Source organism: Shewanella sp. HN-41 (assembly GCF_000217915.1).
In the GTDB taxonomy this organism is placed as follows: Bacteria; Pseudomonadota; Gammaproteobacteria; order Enterobacterales; family Shewanellaceae; genus Shewanella.
The window spans coordinates 99,391-117,488 of sequence record NZ_AFOZ01000040.1; the positions used below are offsets into that span (position 1 = coordinate 99,391).

15 protein-coding genes and 1 pseudogene are annotated in these 18,098 nt (G+C 47.4%); 7 read left to right on the forward strand and 9 right to left on the reverse strand.

Features of this window, described 5'->3' with window-relative positions; all coding sequences use genetic code 11:
• Positions 1–123: 123 nt before the first annotated feature.
• Both SOHN41_RS15080 and SOHN41_RS15085 read right to left on the reverse strand, forming a co-directional pair.
• A complete protein-coding gene (locus SOHN41_RS15080) occupies positions 124–504 on the reverse strand; it encodes a hypothetical protein (RefSeq protein ID WP_007650602.1) in 381 nt (126 codons plus the stop codon).
• Positions 505–693: 189 nt separating this feature from the next.
• Complete coding sequence (locus tag SOHN41_RS15085) at positions 694–1,314, reverse strand: FxsA family protein (protein WP_007650603.1); 621 nt, start codon at positions 1,312–1,314, stop codon at positions 694–696.
• Positions 1,315–1,525: 211 nt separating this feature from the next.
• Here SOHN41_RS15085 and cutA point away from each other — a divergent pair, with 211 nt between their 5' ends.
• The 5 genes from cutA to SOHN41_RS15110 all read left to right on the forward strand — a co-directional run bounded on the left by cutA (position 1,526) and on the right by SOHN41_RS15110 (position 8,106).
• The gene (cutA, locus tag SOHN41_RS15090) at positions 1,526–1,849 is read left to right on the forward strand and encodes a divalent-cation tolerance protein CutA (protein ID WP_007650605.1); all 324 of its coding nucleotides are present in this window, start codon (positions 1,526–1,528) and stop codon (positions 1,847–1,849) included.
• The gene (locus SOHN41_RS15095; RefSeq protein WP_007650607.1) at positions 1,846–3,681 is read left to right on the forward strand and encodes a protein-disulfide reductase DsbD; all 1,836 of its coding nucleotides are present in this window, start codon (positions 1,846–1,848) and stop codon (positions 3,679–3,681) included. The genes cutA and SOHN41_RS15095 overlap by 4 nt, the downstream gene beginning before the upstream one ends.
• Before the next feature lie 160 nt (positions 3,682–3,841).
• On the forward strand, positions 3,842–5,482 hold the full coding sequence (locus tag SOHN41_RS15100) for a cation:proton antiporter family protein (protein WP_007650609.1): 1,641 nt from the start codon (positions 3,842–3,844) through the stop codon (positions 5,480–5,482).
• A gap of 299 nt (positions 5,483–5,781) precedes the next feature.
• Positions 5,782–6,927 carry a galactokinase gene (gene galK / locus SOHN41_RS15105; protein ID WP_007650610.1) on the forward strand — a complete coding sequence of 382 codons (1,146 nt, stop codon included), beginning with the start codon at positions 5,782–5,784 and terminating at the stop codon, positions 6,925–6,927.
• A 144-nt stretch (positions 6,928–7,071) separates the two neighbouring features.
• Positions 7,072–8,106: an aldose epimerase family protein gene (locus tag SOHN41_RS15110; protein ID WP_007650612.1), complete on the forward strand. Its 1,035-nt coding sequence runs from the start codon at positions 7,072–7,074 to the stop codon at positions 8,104–8,106.
• Positions 8,107–8,308: 202 nt separating this feature from the next.
• Here the strand turns inward: SOHN41_RS15110 and SOHN41_RS15115 are convergent, their stop codons facing one another.
• From SOHN41_RS15115 to SOHN41_RS15125, 3 genes and pseudogenes are all read right to left on the reverse strand, one after another.
• Positions 8,309–8,713, reverse strand: a complete 405-nt coding sequence (locus SOHN41_RS15115) for a hypothetical protein (protein ID WP_007650614.1) — start codon at positions 8,711–8,713, stop codon at positions 8,309–8,311.
• 309 nt (positions 8,714–9,022) lie between these two features.
• Positions 9,023–10,029 (reverse strand): annotated as a pseudogene (locus tag SOHN41_RS15120) (NAD(P)H-quinone oxidoreductase).
• Positions 10,030–10,427: 398 nt separating this feature from the next.
• Entirely contained in the window at positions 10,428–11,783 is a 1,356-nt protein-coding gene (locus SOHN41_RS15125) for a leucine-rich repeat-containing protein kinase family protein (protein ID WP_037459354.1), read from the reverse strand.
• A 208-nt stretch (positions 11,784–11,991) separates the two neighbouring features.
• Here SOHN41_RS15125 and SOHN41_RS15130 point away from each other — a divergent pair, with 208 nt between their 5' ends.
• Positions 11,992–13,413: a LysM peptidoglycan-binding domain-containing protein gene (locus tag SOHN41_RS15130; RefSeq protein ID WP_007650622.1), complete on the forward strand. Its 1,422-nt coding sequence runs from the start codon at positions 11,992–11,994 to the stop codon at positions 13,411–13,413.
• An 88-nt stretch (positions 13,414–13,501) separates the two neighbouring features.
• Here SOHN41_RS15130 and SOHN41_RS15135 read toward each other — a convergent pair whose 3' ends face one another.
• The 3 genes from SOHN41_RS15135 to SOHN41_RS15145 form a co-directional block, all read right to left on the reverse strand.
• Positions 13,502–14,623: a sterol desaturase family protein gene (locus tag SOHN41_RS15135; protein ID WP_007650626.1), complete on the reverse strand. Its 1,122-nt coding sequence runs from the start codon at positions 14,621–14,623 to the stop codon at positions 13,502–13,504.
• A gap of 235 nt (positions 14,624–14,858) precedes the next feature.
• Entirely contained in the window at positions 14,859–16,229 is a 1,371-nt protein-coding gene (locus SOHN41_RS15140) for a hypothetical protein (RefSeq protein WP_007650634.1), read from the reverse strand.
• 270 nt (positions 16,230–16,499) lie between these two features.
• A complete protein-coding gene (locus tag SOHN41_RS15145; protein WP_007650636.1) occupies positions 16,500–16,757 on the reverse strand; it encodes a hypothetical protein in 258 nt (85 codons plus the stop codon).
• Between the two features lie 104 nt (positions 16,758–16,861).
• On the opposite strand from SOHN41_RS15145, the gene SOHN41_RS20175 reads away from it, so the two are divergent.
• Positions 16,862–17,008 carry a hypothetical protein gene (locus SOHN41_RS20175; protein WP_007650637.1) on the forward strand — a complete coding sequence of 49 codons (147 nt, stop codon included), beginning with the start codon at positions 16,862–16,864 and terminating at the stop codon, positions 17,006–17,008.
• 365 nt (positions 17,009–17,373) lie between these two features.
• Here the strand turns inward: SOHN41_RS20175 and SOHN41_RS15155 are convergent, their stop codons facing one another.
• Positions 17,374–18,003, reverse strand: a complete 630-nt coding sequence (locus tag SOHN41_RS15155) for a flavin reductase family protein (protein ID WP_007650638.1) — start codon at positions 18,001–18,003, stop codon at positions 17,374–17,376.
• Positions 18,004–18,098 lie beyond the last annotated feature (95 nt).

Below are 18,098 nucleotides of genomic sequence, written 5' to 3' on the forward strand. Positions count from 1 at the left end.
TCGATTGGCCTTTTCTTTACCCAGACTCACAGTCTTAAAGCTGATACAAAAACGCCTAAATTTCAGCTTAATAAAAGATAAAATCTAGGCGCGAGTAATACCTGAGGATGACAGCTTAGGCGATTAATTAACGACCTCTTTCACGATTTTCTTCGCATCGGCACCCTCTTTTTTATGATGCTCTTCGTGCTTAAGTGCATCGGCAGCTTTGTCGGATAGCTTGTCGTCGGGTTTGATATCATCGACCTTATCACTAACGGAATCGGTGACTTTATCCTTGGCATCCCCAACCGCGTCCTTAGCATCTTCCACCTTGCGCTCGGCGGCTTTTTCCGGAGTACAGCGGCCACTCACACCAACTGTTGCCTTGACCGCCGCATTTTTAGCGACTTTTTCAGGGTTACAATTGGGATCTAAAGGTCCAGCGACCGCGCTATAGGTAATCAGTGAACAAGTTAGGACAGACAGCAATCCCGAAATCAGCTTTAACTTAGTTAGGTGCATATTCAACCTCCATAATAATATGTTCGAGGTTGACTATAGTACGCCCCTAAATCGAAGCAAAGGGCGCATAGGCGATCAACCGCAGACTATTGCGACAAAGCCCAAATAAAAACAAGCTCCCAGAGATTAACATCTGTGGGAGCTGGCAAAGTGAGGATGAGCAACTGCTTAATCTGTCAGGATAAATGGCTAAGGCTTGGGATCTTTTGGCTGAACATCCTTTGAGTCATGCTCTTTAGAATCAAAGTCCTTGTCCGAGAGTTGATGGCTCTCGGGATGTTTATCGCTCGGATCGGCCTTATGCTCAAAGTCACCTTCGTACACGTTGCCATCGGAATGTTTATCTTGCTCAAAGGGATGCTGCCCGAAAGGATTCGACTGCGAGCCCGATTGTGGGCCAAATGGGCCGGAGCCAAAACCACCGTGCATTCCACCTTGTAATCCGGAAACAACCCTTAATTGCATACGCTTAAAGACCAAGGCGGCAATCGGGCGACGCGTTAAGGGGGTCAGTAATAATAGACCAATAAAATCAGTTACAAAGCCAGGAATGACTAGCAATACGCCCGCCATAGCCAACATCATGCCTTCGACAATTTCTTGCCCCGGTGCTTCGCCACGTACCAGCTTTTGCTGCACTTGCATTAGGGTGCTAAGCCCTTGGCTACGCACTAAAGAGACACCCACTACGGCGGTAAATAGCACTAACCCCACAGTGGTCCAAGTGCCGAGCACATCTCCCACACGGATTAACACTGACAGTTCAACAACTGGGATCAACACAAATAATAAAAATAGGATTAAAAACATACTGACCTCAGTTTTATCTCACATTCTTGAAAACTAAATGGGGGCGATCCGGTCTAAATTCAAGTCGTCATAGGGAAAGTCGGCAGGGAATGTAATTTAGCTCACCCTTTTGTTAAGACGCTAATGTATGAGACCATTAAAACACGTAAAGTAGCTTAACCTAACGGGCTTAAGCGAAGTTTAAGATTGTGGGGGGATTATATCTAATACCATGCAGCATCAATATCTAGTGGTAAGCACCACCTGCCCAGATGAAGCTCAGGCCAATGCCTTGGCCCACGCTTTAGTCAAATCCCGTATCGCGGCTTGTGTTCATATATCAGCCCCCATACGCTCGATTTACTCTTGGGAGGGCAAAACCTGTGAAGAACAAGAAATTAGCTTACAGATAAAATGTTTACAAAGCCGCTACGAAGAGTTAGAACGGCTAGTGCAAAAGTTACACCCTTATCAAGTACCTGAAATCATTGCCGTACCCGTAACTCACGGGCTACCAGCCTACTTAGATTGGATAAAAGATAACACTCAGCCATGAAAAAACTACTTAGCCTTATCTTCACCTCTTTATTGCTCCTTGCACCTTTAACCCACAGCGGCAATGTATCGGCCAATAGCTTTGGCTTTTTAAAGAATGAGCCTGAACTTATGCCAGTCGATCAGGCCTTTGCCTTCGACTTTAAGCAAGAGGGCAATAGGGTCACTCTCAATTGGGTGATTGCCGACGGCTACTATATGTACCGCGATAAGCTTAAGTTCAGCGTCAATGGTGCCGAGCTAGGCACAATAGATCTTCCCAAGGGTAAGCCCCATAACGATGAGTATTTTGGCGAGCAAGAGGTGTATTACACCTATATCGATATTCCCATTGGCCTAAAGCAAGCCGATGAGAATGGCATCCTAAGCGTCACCTTTATGGGCTGTGCCGAAGGCAAATTATGTTACCCGCCGACCAAACGCGATGTCACCCTCAAAGCCGTTGCCGCCAATGATGGTCTGTTAGTGAGCACTGACAATGCCGATGCGCCAGGTGCAAGCAATGCCGAGGAAGCCAGTGCCGCTCAAGCGCCCACTCAGCCTATTACTCAGCAAGATACATTAAGCCAAATGCTCTCAAACGACAGCCTGATTTGGACCTTAGTGATCTTCTTTGGTTTAGGTATAGGTCTGGCATTAACCCCCTGCGTCTTTCCTATGTACCCGATTTTATCGGGCATCATTGTCGGCCAAGGGCAAAAACTCTCGACCGCAAAAGCCTTTACCCTGTCCATGGCCTATGTACAAGGTATGGCAATCACTTACTCGATTTTAGGCTTAGTCGTCGCCTCGGCGGGGCTTAAGTACCAGGCGGCGCTACAGCATCCCGCCGTATTAGTCGTACTCGCTATTCTGTTCTTTGTGCTCAGTTTATCTATGTTTGGTCTCTATGATTTGAAGCTGCCATCGAGCTGGCAGGAGAAGATGAACTCTGTATCAAACAATCAAAAGGGCGGCAATTTAGTCGGCGTATTTTTGATGGGGGTGATTTCAGGTTTAGTGGCATCGCCCTGCACTACGGCACCACTTTCTGGCGCACTCGTGTATGTCGCACAAACCGGCGATCTGCTACAGGGGTTTCTCGCGCTCTATGTGCTCAGCATGGGAATGGGTGTGCCTTTACTGATCATAGGTACCTCGGGTGGTAAGCTGCTGCCGCGCGCGGGCGCTTGGATGAACATCATCAAAACCGTGTTCGGTTTCCTGTTGATTGCCGTGTCTATCGTGATGCTCGGCCGTATTTGGACGGGTCTAGTCTCCGATGTGCTTTGGGCGCTGTGGGGCATTAGCTTCACGGGTTACCTGATGCACCAAAATAAACTCAGTACCTTTAACTGGAAACAGACAGTCCGTTCAGTGCTGCTGACATTGGCCCTATTGGCCAGCTTCTCCTATGGTTTCCAGGCGGTAATGGGGCATTTCGGCTTTACCCATAATGTAGTGGGCACGGCGGCAACCGTTGAACAACCCCACGGCTTTAAACGGATTAAATCCATTGAAGATCTTGAACAAGAAATTGCAGCCGCTACCGCCCAAGGTAAACCTGTGATGCTGGATCTCTACGCCGACTGGTGTGTTGCCTGTAAAGAGTTTGAGGCCATCACCTTTAAGGACGCCGATGTCTTGATTCGCATGAATAAAATCGTCTTACTGCAAGCGGATGTCACTAAAAGTGATGCCGTAGATGTAGCACTGTTAGAAAAGTACAATGTGCTCGGTCTACCCACTCTCTTGATGTTTAGCGAGCAGGGTGAACAAAGGGAAGATTTACGCGTGACGGGTTTTATGGGCCCTAAAGACTTTGCAGCCCATTTAGACCATCTGGTGGAATAGCCAAACTTAGACCACTCACGCCACGGCGCATCCCCTGTTAGATTTAGCGCAACTTCAACAAAAAGCGGACTTTTTTCATTAAAAGTCCGCTTTTTTATCGCACTGTCATCGATTTCTTATACAATTCCCATTTCATCTGGACTTTTTAGATTGGAGCATTATGGAACCTGCCATCCTGATTATCACCCTTATCTGCGGCATGCTCGTCAGCCGTATAGGACTGCCACCGCTTATCGGCTACCTAGTGGCGGGTTTTGTGTTGTTTGTATTCGGAATAGAAAAAGACAGTCTGCCGCTGCTACAAGAACTCGCTAACCTCGGGGTCACATTACTGTTATTTGCCATAGGGTTAAAACTCGATATTCGTAGCCTATTTAAAGCTGAAGTATGGGCGGGTTCGAGTATTCATTTGATCATATCCATCCTTGTTTTTGTGCCTATTCTCAAACTACTCGGCCTTTTGGGGTTAACCCAGCTCACGAGTCTTACCCTCGAACAATTGACCTTACTCGCCTTTGCCTTAAGCTTCTCCAGTACGGTTTTTGCGGTAAAAGTATTGGAAGATAAAGGGGATATGCAATCCCTCTATGGCCGTGTCGCCATAGGGATCTTGATTATGCAGGATATTTTTGCCGTACTGTTTTTAACCATTTCCAAGGGGGATATACCTTCCGTATGGGCTTTCACATTACTCCTATTACCACTGGCTAAGCCACTTATTTACAAAGCCTTTGACCGTGTCGGCCACGGTGAACTATTAGTACTTTTCGGCCTAGTGATGGCGTTGGTTGTCGGTGCTTGGCTATTTGAAGCCGTTGGACTCAAACCGGATCTCGGCGCATTGATTATCGGTATCTTGCTGGCGGGGCACAAAAAATCCTCTGAACTGGCAAAATCCCTGTTTTATTTTAAGGAACTCTTCCTTGTTGCCTTCTTCTTAACCATTGGCCTCAATGGTCTTCCTACGATATCGGATATAGCTATTGCGGCACTCTTGGTATTGCTAATCCCACTGAAAATCTTACTGTTTGTATACATACTCACCCGCTTTAAACTGAGATCGCGTACCTCAATGCTGGCCTCATTTAACTTAGGTAACTTCTCTGAGTTCGGCCTTATCGTGGCGGCAGTGGCCACCAGCAAGGGCTGGCTACCACCGCAATGGCTAGTCATTATCGCGGTTGCCTTAAGCTTTAGTTTCCTGCTTGCTGCACCGCTAAATGCGAGCGTGGGTAGAATTTATCAAAGATTCCAGCAACGTCTCGTCAAACTTGAAAAACGGCCGTTGCACCCAGAGGACAGACCTATCGCCATAGGTAATCCGCGTTTCTTGATTCTAGGTATGGGGCGCATAGGTAGTGGTGCTTACGATGAGCTGCACACTAGGTTCAGCGGTGAAATCCTTGGGATCGAACATAAACAGGAAATCGTTGATCTGCATCGAGCCAAAGGCCGTAACGTGGTACAGGGCGACGCCGCCGATACCGATTTTTGGGAGAAGCTCGACAGAGCCCCCAATCTCGAATTGGTACTACTCGCTATGCCCCAACATACGGGGAATCTGTTCGCCGTTGAGCAACTCAAAAAGCTCAATTATCAGGGTAAGCTCAGCGCCATAGTCCAGTATGGCGATGATGCGGCCTCCCTGCGAGCTTCCGGTGTCCATAGCGTATACAACCTCTATGAAGCGGCGGGTGCGGGTTTTGTCGACCATGTGGCCGAAGAGCTGCTGTCAGGCTCAGAGAGTGAGGATGCTGATAATAAAGCCACTCTCAACGCCAGTGTGACACCCCAAGTCTAGTGATGCTACAGCTAAAGCTGCCTTGAATTAAAATCACTTAATAACACACGATACCGATTCAGAGAAATCTCTCCCTGATTCGGTATTTCTATCCTCGATATGACCATCTACTCCTTTTAAATCAATCTACTAGATAGATAATCTAGGGTAGCATTGCCACGCATAAAATCCGTGTCGGTTTTGTCTGATGAGGATAACGCTTTTGCCATACAAAATCTCAGTTACATAGCCGACTCAGTCGTGATATAAATCGAAGACAAGAACGAAATGAGCTCAGCTTTTTTGGAAGTTTTCACAGCATGTCAAATCCTGCGCAACGCGCCACTAAGTTATTTGTCCAAACCTTTGGCACTAAAGCCGACGATTTATACCAAGCTCCTGGCCGCGTTAATCTGATCGGTGAATACACAGATTACAATGACGGCTTCGTACTCCCCGCCGCCATTAATTTTCACACTGTTATTGCGGTAAAACGCCGTGAAGACACTAAATTTCGTGCCGTTGCCGACGCCTTTCCCGGACAAATTAAAGAGTGGACCTTTGGTCAAGAAACCGACATGAACCCGGAAGACGGTTGGGTCAATTATCTAAAGGGCTTCACCGCCGCTATGGCCCACACGGGGTTATTAGCCAAGGGCTTAGACTTAGCCGTGGTAGGTGATGTACCACTAGCGGCGGGTTTATCTTCCTCCGGCGCCTTAGTGGTGGCCTTTGGCACTGCGATTAGCGACAGTAGCCAACTGCACTTATCCCCAATGGCAGTGGCGCAATTAGCCCAACGCGGTGAACACCGCTATGTCGCCTCGGCTTACAGCATTATGGATCATATGATCAGCGCTATGGGTGAACAGGATCATGCCCTGCTGATTGACTGCTTAGATCTGGACAGTGAAGCCATTTCCATCCCAGAAAATTTAAGCCTGATCATCATAGATGCCCATATAGAGAAACAACGTTTAGCCGCGACTAACCAGCAACGCCGCGATGAGTGTGCCCAAGCCGCCGAGCACTTTGGCTTAGATGCACTGCGCCACCTCGATTTACGTCAACTAGAAGGTGCCAAGGCTGATTTGGATGAGGTGTTATACCGCAGAGCGAAACACGTAGTCACAGAGAATCAACGAACTCAGAGTGCAGCCCGCGCACTGGAGCAAAATAATATCCAAAAATTCAGTCATTTAATGGCACAGTCCCATGCTTCGTTGCGGGATGATTTTGAGGTGACACTGCCAGAGTTTGATACCTTAGTCGATATTGTCAGCCAAGTGATTGGCGAGCGTGGTGGTATCCGCATGACCGATGGTTGTGTGGTGGCCTTGGTTGACCATGAATTGACGGATGCAGTGGTCGCAGCTGTAGAACATGAGTTCCTCGATCAAACGGGAATAGATGCAACTGTTTACCTCTGCTCCGCCAGTGCTGGAGCCAGCCGCATCGACAGTTGAGTCATTCGGCCTAAGCGCCCACAGTCACAGCCTAAATAGCCCTCAATACCATACGAATTCAGCTAGGGTTCCTATGGTATTCATTATTTTTAAAAGGCAAAATCAAACAGTTACTCTGACATATTCAATATAGAGGGAAGCTAAATGGTACATTTCAGCGTATTAGATCCTTGGACAGATCCCCGCGGTGGCGATATCGAACGGGTAAGGATCGATAATGGCATACTTGCATTAGAAATCATCAGCTTAGGCGGTATTATCCGCTCCCTATGGGCTCCAGATAAACACGGCGAGCGTGGCAACATAGTATTAGGTTGCGATAGCGCCGAAGATTACCTAACACAAAATGCCCATTTAGGTGCCATCGCCGGACGTTTTGCCAACCGAATAGCCCACGGCAAAATGCACTATCAAGGGCAAGACTATCAATTAGATGTCAACCAAGCGACTAACTGCTTACACGGTGGAAGCGAAGGTTTTAATCGCAAGAACTGGCACCTAGGTCCACTACCCGATGGTGTTCGCCTGACCTTAATGAGCCCTGATGGCGATATGGGATTTCCTGGAAATTGCACAGTGCAATTAGATTATCGCCTAGCGGCGAATAATCTCTTTGTGGAAATCTTAGCCTCTGTGGATAAAGCCTGCCCAGTGAGTCTAACCCAGCACAGCTATTTCAATCTCGATGGCTCAAACACTAACCATGATCATCTAGTGCAAATTGATGCGACACGTTATCTCACCATGGATGATGTCGGAGTGCCAACGGGGATTGCCAACGCCAAGGGAACCATTTTCGATTTGACTCAAGGAGTCACTCTTGGGGATAAACTTCATGATCCCGTGCTTGAAAGTACCCGCGGTTATGATCACTGTTATCTTATGGATAATGCCGACGGCTCACTCGCCCGTGTTGGTTGTTTGAGTAGCCCTATCAGTGGCCGCGCTATGACCTTATTCACCAACCAACCCAGCGTACAACTCTACTGCGCCAACTTCTTAGAAGGAACTCTGGGTCGTAATCAACAGGTATTGCATCAACACCATGGCGTATGTTTGGAGCCGCAAATGCTGCCAGACTCGCCCAATCAAACCGAGTTATTTGGCGATGCAGTGTGGCTAGTTCCGGGTAAGATTTATCATCATATTAGCCGCTATCAATTTGATATTGATGCCTAAATCATTGGGCCTAATAGGCTACATCACCCTAAAAAGTGATCGACTGTGCGGGTCCAAGACTTAACATAAATGGGCGAGGAACGGGGATGAGGTTGTTTACGCCAGGGAACGAGGTGCAGTAGGGAAAGGCAGCGATAAGGAATAAAATAAACACTATTTTATCCCTTACACTCACAGAGTCAGCCCTTAGGCTGGCGCTGTGTTAATCATCAAAATCATCGCCCCAATCGTCATCAAAATCCGCGCCGATAGCGTCGGTTTCAATTTCAGGCTCAACTTCAGGTTTGGCCTTACGCACAGGCCCAGTTTCCTTAACGTTGTTCAGGTCGATACGAGCTTGATGCTTACTCATGAATTGAGCCCTAGCCGCCTTCCATGCCCCACCAAACTTAGCCTCAGCAGCTTTTAACGCAGCCTCATCTAAGTCATATAGGTTCACTTTGACTATATCTTCAACATACTCAATGATCGCATCACGATCTGTGTTGTATAAATAGATACGTCCGGGGGAGGCGTCTGGCAGCTGGTTGTCATGCACGACAATCGCGTTGCCTTTCGATGTTCTCAGCTCACCATACCAAACCTGTTTCTTTGCTGTGTTATACATATATGCCAATACCCTTAAATCAACACATACACTATGAGTTTTTTAGTCTGAATAAGCGAAGCGTCGCTTGCTTTGATCCACGAATAGCGCCGGAAAGTCTCTGACGTTTTCAACTGGGTATTTTTACAGAATATTTCCGATAATCAATGCCTCATACCATGAAATTTTCACTTATTACGCATTAATTTCGACCAAAGTCCCTAAAAAGTTTGCTCACTAACGACTTTAGTCGAAAAAATCATCGCAGCAAGTTTTATTCGCCCCATGTTACTCGCCGAAGAAAAACTCACCTAAGGTGAATAAAGCGCTTCATTCGCCCAATGTGAGGACCACTTTTCCCCTGTGTGCTCCCGACTCCATTAATGCATGGGCCTTAGCAGCCTCACTAAGCGGGAAAGTGGCAAAAATATTGGGCACTATTTGATGGCTATCGAGCAGCGGCCACACACGCTCACGTAACTGTTTAGCGATCTCGGCCTTGGCTTCAACACTCTGCGGTCTTAGGGTCGACCCCGTCCAGACAATGCGTTTGGCCATCAAACGAAAAAGTTCGATCTCGGCCCTAGGGCCACGTTGCATGGCGACAGAGACCATGCGGCCATCCATTGCGAGTGCCTGTAAATTGAGGTTGATAAAGTCGCCACCCGCGATATCAAACACAACATTGACCCCTTTATCTTGGGTGAATGCCATAGCAGCTTCGACAAAATGTTGAGTGCGATAATTGATCACCTCTAGGGCACCGAGGCTCAAACAATATTCACGCTTCTCATCCTGCCCCGTGGTCGCAATCACTTTTGAACCTAATACGCTAGCGAGCTGAATCGCCGTACTGCCGATACCACCCGAGCCACCGTGGATCAGCACTGTCTCGCCCGCCTTCAGTCCCGCACGCATGAATAGATTGCCCCATACGGTGAAGAAAGTTTCAGGCAACGCGGCCGCCTGCACATAGCTAAAACCCGTTGGAATAGGCAAACAATGGGCCGCATAGGTGAGCACATACTCACCATAACCACCGCCCGGCACTAAGGCGCATACCTTATCGCCGATTTGCCATTGGCTAAACCCCCCTCACCCAGAGCACAAATATCCCCAGCGACCTCAAGCCCAATAATAGGTGATGCCCCAGGTGGTGGCGGATAAGCCCCGACTCTTTGTTTGATATCCGGACCATTCACCCCCGCGGCATGCACACGGATTAACACTTGGCCTGCGGCAGGCACAGGTAAAGGTGAGCGCGATAGCTGCATCACCTCGGCCCCCCCGGGCTGCTCAACATGGATATGGGTGTATTCGCTTGGTAAAGCTAGCATAGATAGCTCCTAAAATTTTTGTTCCTGCTCCCCCCGAGTTATCTCAGCGTGCAATGACACTCAGAGATATTCTAAGGTTTAATCTATGGAATAGGAGACGGTTTTCGACCAAAGATAAGCAAGTCGTCATAGGGTTTGTTGGGCTAAGCTAACGCAATTTCAAGCCCAATGGCCAGATTTATTCTTGATGACCATAAAGGTGCGAGCGCTGATACCTGACAGCCAACTGGCGGTGGTTTGGGCCCATAGCCTAAAGGTATGGCCCCAGAGATTGCCAGTAAAAACCAGATAGGATATTAAAATAAAACAAACAGCTATATAAAAAACTTAAACCACTCAAAGAAATATAAACCACAACAAGCGAGAAACAGATGGAAAGCCAGCCTGTTAGCAAGCCACTACTCGCCTTTTAGCAGGGCTCCGATGGCCTTTTTCACCTCGGTGAAACAGGGGCGCTGAGTTACAGCTAATTGCATGCACTCGTCCTTAATCATACTCAACTGCCTGTAGCGCAGAGGGCCAATCGAGGCACTCACATAGGCCGACGCATCCACATAGGCCAACAGATCCTCAATCAAGCAACCAAGCGCCCGGACTTCAATCGCCTCCATCGCCAAGCGCTCTACCGTCGATAGATTACGTAAATTGGACGCCGCACCAAAATCACCAAACAACAAGTTCATCTGTTGATCCACCATAATGTTATGGGCATAGACATCGCCGTGGCTCACTTGCTTGGCGTGCATGTGCGCCATCGCATCGGCCAGTTGGAATGCAATCTTAGCCACATCATCAAGGCTGAACTGGGTATCGGCGTTAAAGGTATCTCGAGTGCAAGTCGCTAGGCTTGGCGGTAATCCTAAGTTACTAAACCCCGGCGGGATAAGCTCCATCACTAAACCCAATTGATCTTTTTGGCTAATGTGCGCTACGACTTTGATCAGGCTCGGGTGATCTCCCGTTGTGAGACAGCAATCTAGCTCATCGGCAGGATAACCATCGCTCGTCACTTCGCCCTTAAAGAGTTTGACCGCGATCTGCGATGACCCCGTCGCGGCTATCATGGCCTGACTCAACCAATCGCCACGGTAAATCACCCCGGAGGCGCCTTCGCCCAGCTTCTCGGCCAAGCTGATATCATCCAGCGTCACATTTGCCACTGTAGCTACATCGGCATGGGGATCGACCAAGGTATGGCTGAACGGATTACCCGCAAAGGCAAGCCAAGTTAACTTAGGCAAACCCAGTAGCCAAGCTGGCAGCGCCTGCAGCTGATTGGCCGAAAGACGCACTAGCTCTAAGTTACGGCAATTGGCCATCGACTCGGGCAATGCCATTAACCGGTTGCCCGCCAAGGCTAATTTCTGCAGACGAGTTAAATCACCCATAGCAGCAGGCAGCGTCTCGATTTGGTTATCGGTTAGGATAAGCCAGCGGGTTTGTAGCGGTAATGCGGCGGCTGTCACTGTGCGGATTTGATTCGCCTTAAAGCCAATCATCTCTAAATTCGCACAGCGCCCTAATGCCACGGGTAAGTGATCGAAGCGATTATTAGAGGCAAATATTATCTTTAAGTGCGTTAAACGGTGCAGATCCTCTGGCAGAGTGCTCAGTTGATTATTCGACAAATCGAGAACTTCGAGGCTATCGGCCAAGTCAAAAATTTCCCGCGGAAACTCGGTCAGCTCCTCGACCAATTGTAGACGCGTGATCCCCTGTAACTGCCCTGCCCTTAACTGCGCTAATGTCTGCACTTTACTGCCCAAGTCAATGAAAAATCGCCGCTATGGTAGCGCATTAATGGCTAAAGCTAAACGCAAGATCCCAGCCAAAATGCTACGTGTTCGGCTTTAGGCGGGTGCTGTAAATAGGAGGAAAGCGTGGGGAGCTATCCAGAAATGCGAAAACAGATTAGCATGTGCACCAATATGGAATGCCAAGTTAACTCATCACAGGACAATCATGCGGAAACATTTTCGCCAAATTCATTCTTTTACCGTGCTTATGCTAGCCATGTTCGTGGCCCAATTGAGCGGCTGCGCGGCCACGTCGGCAAGCCCATCGACCACGGAATTCAGTACCACAGCAAATGATGTGAGTAACGCTAACGACCACTCGCCACAACACCAGCAGCACACACCACCCGCTGTGGTTGAGCAGTACAGCGACGTTTGGGAAAAGATCCAACACGCCAATGCTATTGACGTCCATGACGATGCCGAAGTGCGCAAACAGCGTAACTTTTTCGATGATAAACAGAAGTTTATGAACCAAGTCGGCGAACGCGCCGAGCCTTTTTTGTATTACATCGTCAGCCAGCTCGAAGCACGTAACATGCCATTGGAATTGGCGTTATTGCCCATAGTCGAGAGTGGTTATAATCCGCTGGCCCAAGCCAATGGCCCCGCAGGACTGTGGCAGATGATCCCCGCCACAGGGCGTAATTTTGGCCTCACCATCAATTCAGCCTACGATGGCCGTAAAGATGCGCTGGCCTCAACCGATGCAGTGCTCGACTATTTACAGCATTTATACGATACCTTAGATAACGACTGGATCAACGCCGTCGCCGCCTACAATACCGGTGAACTGGTGATTAAGGCCGCTATAGACAAGAACAAAGCCAAGGGAAAACCGACAGACTTTTGGTCACTGGGCATCCCTGCCAAGCGAGTACAAACTGTGCCTAAGTGGTTGGCATTTATCCAGATTATTCGCACCCCAAATCATTACAATCTCACACTGCCACCGATTGCCAACCGTCCTTTCTTAGATAGAGTCCCTGCCCCCAATGGCGTGGATATTGGCCAAATCGCCAATGCAGCAGGGCTTAGCAAGGCAGAATTTAAAACCTATAACCCTGGATTTCGCCAAGGCGTGACCCCGAGCAAAGGCAAATATCAAATCGCACTGCCGCTGGAAAACATAGGTCCATATCAGGAAAATCACGATAAGCTCTACGCCCAAAAACGCTATGACAGTCAAAGCTACATAGTCAAATCTGGTGATAGCTTAGGTGCAATTGCGGCTAAATTTGATATGTCAGTCAGTGCCTTAAAACAAGCCAATAACCTCACATCGGACCGGATAAAAGTAGGCCAAGAGCTCACACTATTAACGCCTATGGCCGCAAATGATGAAGCTCAAACGAACACGAGTAAGGAGTCATCGACCAAGGCAAAAGCGAGCAACACGCCAAATGCAGTCGCTAAACCCGTTGATAAGCCAGCGGCAAAAGCGACGACCTACAAGGTGAAATCTGGCGATTCCTTGGATAAAATTGCCCGTAAAAACAAAGTTAAACTGGCTGATTTAATGAAGTGGAACCAGCTCAATGCTAAGAGCATTATTAAACCCGGCCAAGAATTGAAAATCAGCGAATAACACTTGCGGTGTTAACAGCAAAAAAGCCCGACACAGCGCGAATTAAACACGCTGTGTTGGGCTTTTTTCTGTCCCACTCTTAGCGCTATTATTTTGTGTTTTTCTTCGCTAAACCGAGGGGATACAATTGCTGCTTAAGCATGCCAACGGGCATATAATCACCGACAACCCCATATTTCTCTGGCCATTCTTGCTGACCTCGAACTGCGGTTCCAAATAGATAATCTAAAAATGAAAAGTGGGCAGCATAGTTACGATCGATAGCCGCCTTATCGGAAGCATGATGCCAATGGTGGAACTGCGGGCTGACGATTAAGTAACGTAACCAGCCAAAGTTAACCTGCACATTGGCATGATTAAAGACCGCCTGTACGCCAACGATAATCACATAAATACTGATGATATCTTTAGAGAATCCCAAGATAAAAATCGGCGTGAGCACTAAACAACGGGTGGCGATCAACTCAACCATATGCTGTCTTGACCCAGCCAACCAGTCTAAATGTTTCGCACTATGGTGCACCGAATGGAAGCGCCACAGGAAAGGGATCTCATGGTAAGCGCGATGCGCCGCATATTGCATTAAATCGGCGACCAATAGAATCAACAGCAGTTGCAACACAAAGGGAAGACCCGCGATAACACTTTGCACTGTGCTGGAAATAGCCCAAGAAAAGGTCGACTGTACAAATTGGTTTGCCACCAATAATACAAATCCAATCGCTAAGTGATTCACCAGAAAATGATTTAAATCCCCTTGCCACTCGGGTCTTAATATTGGCTGTTCTGGTTTATGGGGTAACCATTTCTCGATAAAAATGAAAATTAACGTTGAGCCTAATAAGTCTAAAATAAACCAATCTAAACCCAGTGAGACCTTATGATTGGCAAAAGGCTCGACCTCGACTTGATGGCCTCCAAAGGCAATCGCTAAGCTCACGAATACCCAAGCCACAAAGCCGAAACGCTTATTTTTATTTCGAATAAAATTCAATAAACCTAAGCTGCCCGATACCACTAAGGCGACAAATATCAAGCTGCGAATAACATCGACACTATAGCTTTGGCGTAATTCGGGGGTAGTGAGATATTCGGGGAAATGAAACGCCAATACACCCAGAAATGATAATATCGCTAACATACACGCTATGGCGCCACTAATACTGCCTTCACCGATTTGGAAATGGCCGTCTTTAAATCCTTTACTCATACAGTGAACTCCTTTTCCTATATTGCTCGCGTTATTCACACCACAGCGCTATTCACACAACAATCAATCGGCTTAATTTTTGCCGATTAGCCTACATTAACCCCTCGACCACAATCAATAAAAAGTGAATGCTAAGACAATAATGCTCAATCTACTAAGCCCACTAAAACGAGCACAAAAAACAGCAAAAAAAAAAGCGCTACCTAAGTAGCGCTCTTGTATTACACCTTAATGGTTAGATCTTAATCAAGTTATAACCAAAGCTAGTAGAAGGATCTTTATTCAACACCATAGTGACATTGTCTTCATTGCTGAAATCCATTAGATCCGATGCGTAGACAACGGTTTTGGTACCGTTTTCCACAGCGATAACCTTAATGGAATATTCGCCCGCAGGCACAGTCACTGACTGAGGGCTCGCAGGATTAACCGCAGTGATTTTATTTGCCGCAGTTTCAATCGTGTCATTTGCTTTTAAGAAATACACAGTGAGATTGCTTTTATCGGCAAAACTTACTATGTCAAACTTAAAGCTATAGGGGCTTGGAGTTTGAGTTTGCTTCATCTCCATCGCCTTCACTTGGCTACCCTGTTCAGTCGCCTGCTCGTAAATGAAGATGGTTTTAATATCATCTTGATTAAGGGTAATAAGCACATTATCCAGCAACTTATTCTGGGTACCGCTTTCGAACACACTCACACTAAAGTCACTAAACTCAGCACTTTGATAGTTAGTCACCCCAAATGAGGGCACTGCGCTAAATTGTGTATCTTGCTTATTACTAACGACTTTAACATCCACAGTGTGCGAACCTAAGCCATTGAATACACGGTAATCGACGCTGGCTTCGAGGGCCACATGATTACGTACATTGGTGGTTGAATCGATACTGTCTAAGGTAATTTTGGCATCCGAAGCGCCAAAACCTTCACGGATGATCAACTTATAGGGCACCTTAGAACTGAATTTAATACTCGCTGTCGTGTAGGTCACATTGGTCGTTCCCACAGGTGCGAGGTACAACTTGTATTCCCCAGTATCCATAATTTGCGGTGCAGATGCTTCGCCATAGGCGACGCTACCCAGTGGAACGGCATCGGCAAAGGCCTCACTCGACTTAGAAATATAGGCATCAAAGGCTTGAGCATGCATAGCCGTATTCGCTATCAAGAGTTGCATCTTACTGTTTTCAGCGGTTTCATTAAGCTTATCGAGTTCAGTACGAGAATAGTTGATATTGAGTAATTTAGGTTCGGCAAAATCACCATGTAAGACAAAGAAATGATCTGTTTTATCTTTTAGCTCAATATCTTCTTTATAGATGGAGATATCTTTGTCTGAGGCATCCTTCCCTATCACTTCGATCGCACTCACACCTGCAGTCGAGGTAAAGCGCGGCATAGCGTCCCCATAGCTAACACTTTCATAGGTTTTGTCGGCGACTTTCAGTGCTGTGGCTGTGCTTCCGGCCGAAGCGTTATAAAATTGCACATAGGTACCACTTAGATCTGTGCTACCGTCATCTTTATCATCTGAACCACAGGCCGTCATGGCCAAGCATGCGACTGCAAAGGTTGCAAATCCCTTTAATTTACTTTTTATCATTATGTCCCTCATAGACCAGTGAAAAATCAACTTCAGTCTACGCAGATTTGCAGTCACAACAATGGCTGTTTACCTCAAAAACAAAAACAAATATTTCACAAACTCAAACACTTAACAAACATTTCAATAACGCAGCCCAAAGTGATACAAATCACACTTTTTGGCCCTGATTTTGATACAAATAGCCTAGGCTAGGTCGGCGCAGGGACTGAGTTCGCCCCACTATCGCAACGGTTCAGTACCATAAATGGTTTTTAAGGTGTGTTTGAGTCAAGTGATTTTAGGATTGCGGCTGTTTCTTTTATGCCAAATTAAGGTAAAGGGAATGGCAAGCTTATCGAGATATTCCGCAGCTATAGGTATGGGCCTGCACACTAATTCAGGGTGCAGCTGCTGTGCATACTGCCCACAATATTGTGGGGCGATTGCCAGCATAGTGTGATTGGGTTTCGCGGCCATAAAGAGCGATTGCTCAAAACTGGCCAAGGTCAGCACTATATTACGAGTCAGACCAAGCTCAATAAGCACATCGCCTAAGGCCCAGGTTTCACTCTTTTCCCACAGGATATTGATATGGGGATATTTTAGAAAGGTCTCTATGTTCCAGAAAAGTTAGGACAGGTATAACTCTTTTGGGATTAACAGCCAAAACCATGGCAACAGAAGTGCATTATCCCCTCGGAGTTGCCGCAGGGCATTTGCGTTCGTTGCGTGAGCGAGGCATGGTCGTTCTCGTGTATCTGATCCATAGGGAAATGGAAAATGTCAGTATGATGTAGGAACATCATTGACCATGCACTTCATGACATTCAGGCATCCTGCCTATCAGATGCCGAGATAGCGTCAGTCGAATCAGGGACGAGCGTCTGACGCAATAGCATAAGAACGCTTAATGCCCAAGGGGCTTTCAACTCCGTTAGGGGCGTCTTGGAGCATCCAAGGGCGAAGGCCAGCGGCCGCTTTGAGCGCGAGATAAGGATATCGAGCTGGCTATTTAACATGGACGTTTTTGATAGGACGAGCAGTCCTCCTTGGTCGACTCTTTATTAAAAAATCAGGGGGGAAGCCCCACGACTTTGGTTTTGATTTTGCCTTAAAAACTCAAACGAAGTTTGCCTCTCAAGCCTAGCGGCGTTTAAGCGCCCTACACCTGTGGTCTATGCAAATCAAACCGCAGATCTTCGGAGATCCCATAGTAGGCCGATGGACCGCCGGCACGTAAAACGGGTTCGGCGAGGGCGGTTTGATACACCCCTTCACTATTGAGTAAATGCTTGGCGATATGCACGGCAACGACTTCACCTAACACTAACCAAGTGTCAATCTTGTCACCGTTGGCGGCCGTCAGTTGAATACATTGAGAAAGCTTACATTCAAAGTTCACTGGGCTTTCGGCCACCAGCTCGGCTTGGACGATGGTGCCCGCCTTAGGGGTGAGTCCGGCAAAGGCAAACTCATCCTCACCGCGGGGCAAAATGGCGGAGGTTTGGTTCATTTTCTCGGCAAGGCTGCGGGTGGTGAGGTTCCAGACGAATTCGCCTGTGTCGACGATATTGGCGACACTGTCCTTCCAACCCGTGCTGGCAAAGCCAATAATGGGTGGTTTGTAGTTGAAACAATTGAAAAAACTGTAAGGCGCAAGATTGCGTTGTCCCTGGGCATTACGGGAGGATATCCAACCTATGGGTCTGGGGGCGACAATGGCATTCAAGGGATCGTGTGATAGCCCATGTCCTTTGCTCGGCTCGTAAAAATAGCGGTTATCTGTGGTCATACTTCATCCCTTAATGGCTATGGCGATACTGAAGAAATAATCTTACTGGAGTTGATACCAATGCCAAACTCGGCTGCTCATTTAAAGGTGTCGTA

Excerpts from the sequence above, each read along its gene's own strand:
- SOHN41_RS15095 (WP_007650607.1), top strand. The coding sequence starts at position 1,846 with ATGAAAAAACTACTTAGCCTTATCTTCACCTCTTTATTGCTCCTTGCA.
- SOHN41_RS15130 (WP_007650622.1), top strand. The coding sequence starts at position 11,992 with ATGCGGAAACATTTTCGCCAAATTCATTCTTTTACCGTGCTTATGCTA.
- SOHN41_RS15100 (WP_007650609.1), top strand. The coding sequence starts at position 3,842 with ATGGAACCTGCCATCCTGATTATCACCCTTATCTGCGGCATGCTCGTC.
- galK (WP_007650610.1), top strand. The coding sequence starts at position 5,782 with ATGTCAAATCCTGCGCAACGCGCCACTAAGTTATTTGTCCAAACCTTT.
- SOHN41_RS15140 (WP_007650634.1), bottom strand. The coding sequence starts at position 16,229 with ATGATAAAAAGTAAATTAAAGGGATTTGCAACCTTTGCAGTCGCATGC.
- SOHN41_RS15135 (WP_007650626.1), bottom strand. The coding sequence starts at position 14,623 with ATGAGTAAAGGATTTAAAGACGGCCATTTCCAAATCGGTGAAGGCAGT.
- SOHN41_RS15085 (WP_007650603.1), bottom strand. The coding sequence starts at position 1,314 with ATGTTTTTAATCCTATTTTTATTATTTGTGTTGATCCCAGTTGTTGAA.
- SOHN41_RS15110 (WP_007650612.1), top strand. The coding sequence starts at position 7,072 with ATGGTACATTTCAGCGTATTAGATCCTTGGACAGATCCCCGCGGTGGC.
- SOHN41_RS15155 (WP_007650638.1), bottom strand. The coding sequence starts at position 18,003 with ATGACCACAGATAACCGCTATTTTTACGAGCCGAGCAAAGGACATGGG.
- SOHN41_RS15115 (WP_007650614.1), bottom strand. The coding sequence starts at position 8,713 with ATGTATAACACAGCAAAGAAACAGGTTTGGTATGGTGAGCTGAGAACA.
- cutA (WP_007650605.1), top strand. The coding sequence starts at position 1,526 with ATGCAGCATCAATATCTAGTGGTAAGCACCACCTGCCCAGATGAAGCT.
- SOHN41_RS15080 (WP_007650602.1), bottom strand. The coding sequence starts at position 504 with ATGCACCTAACTAAGTTAAAGCTGATTTCGGGATTGCTGTCTGTCCTA.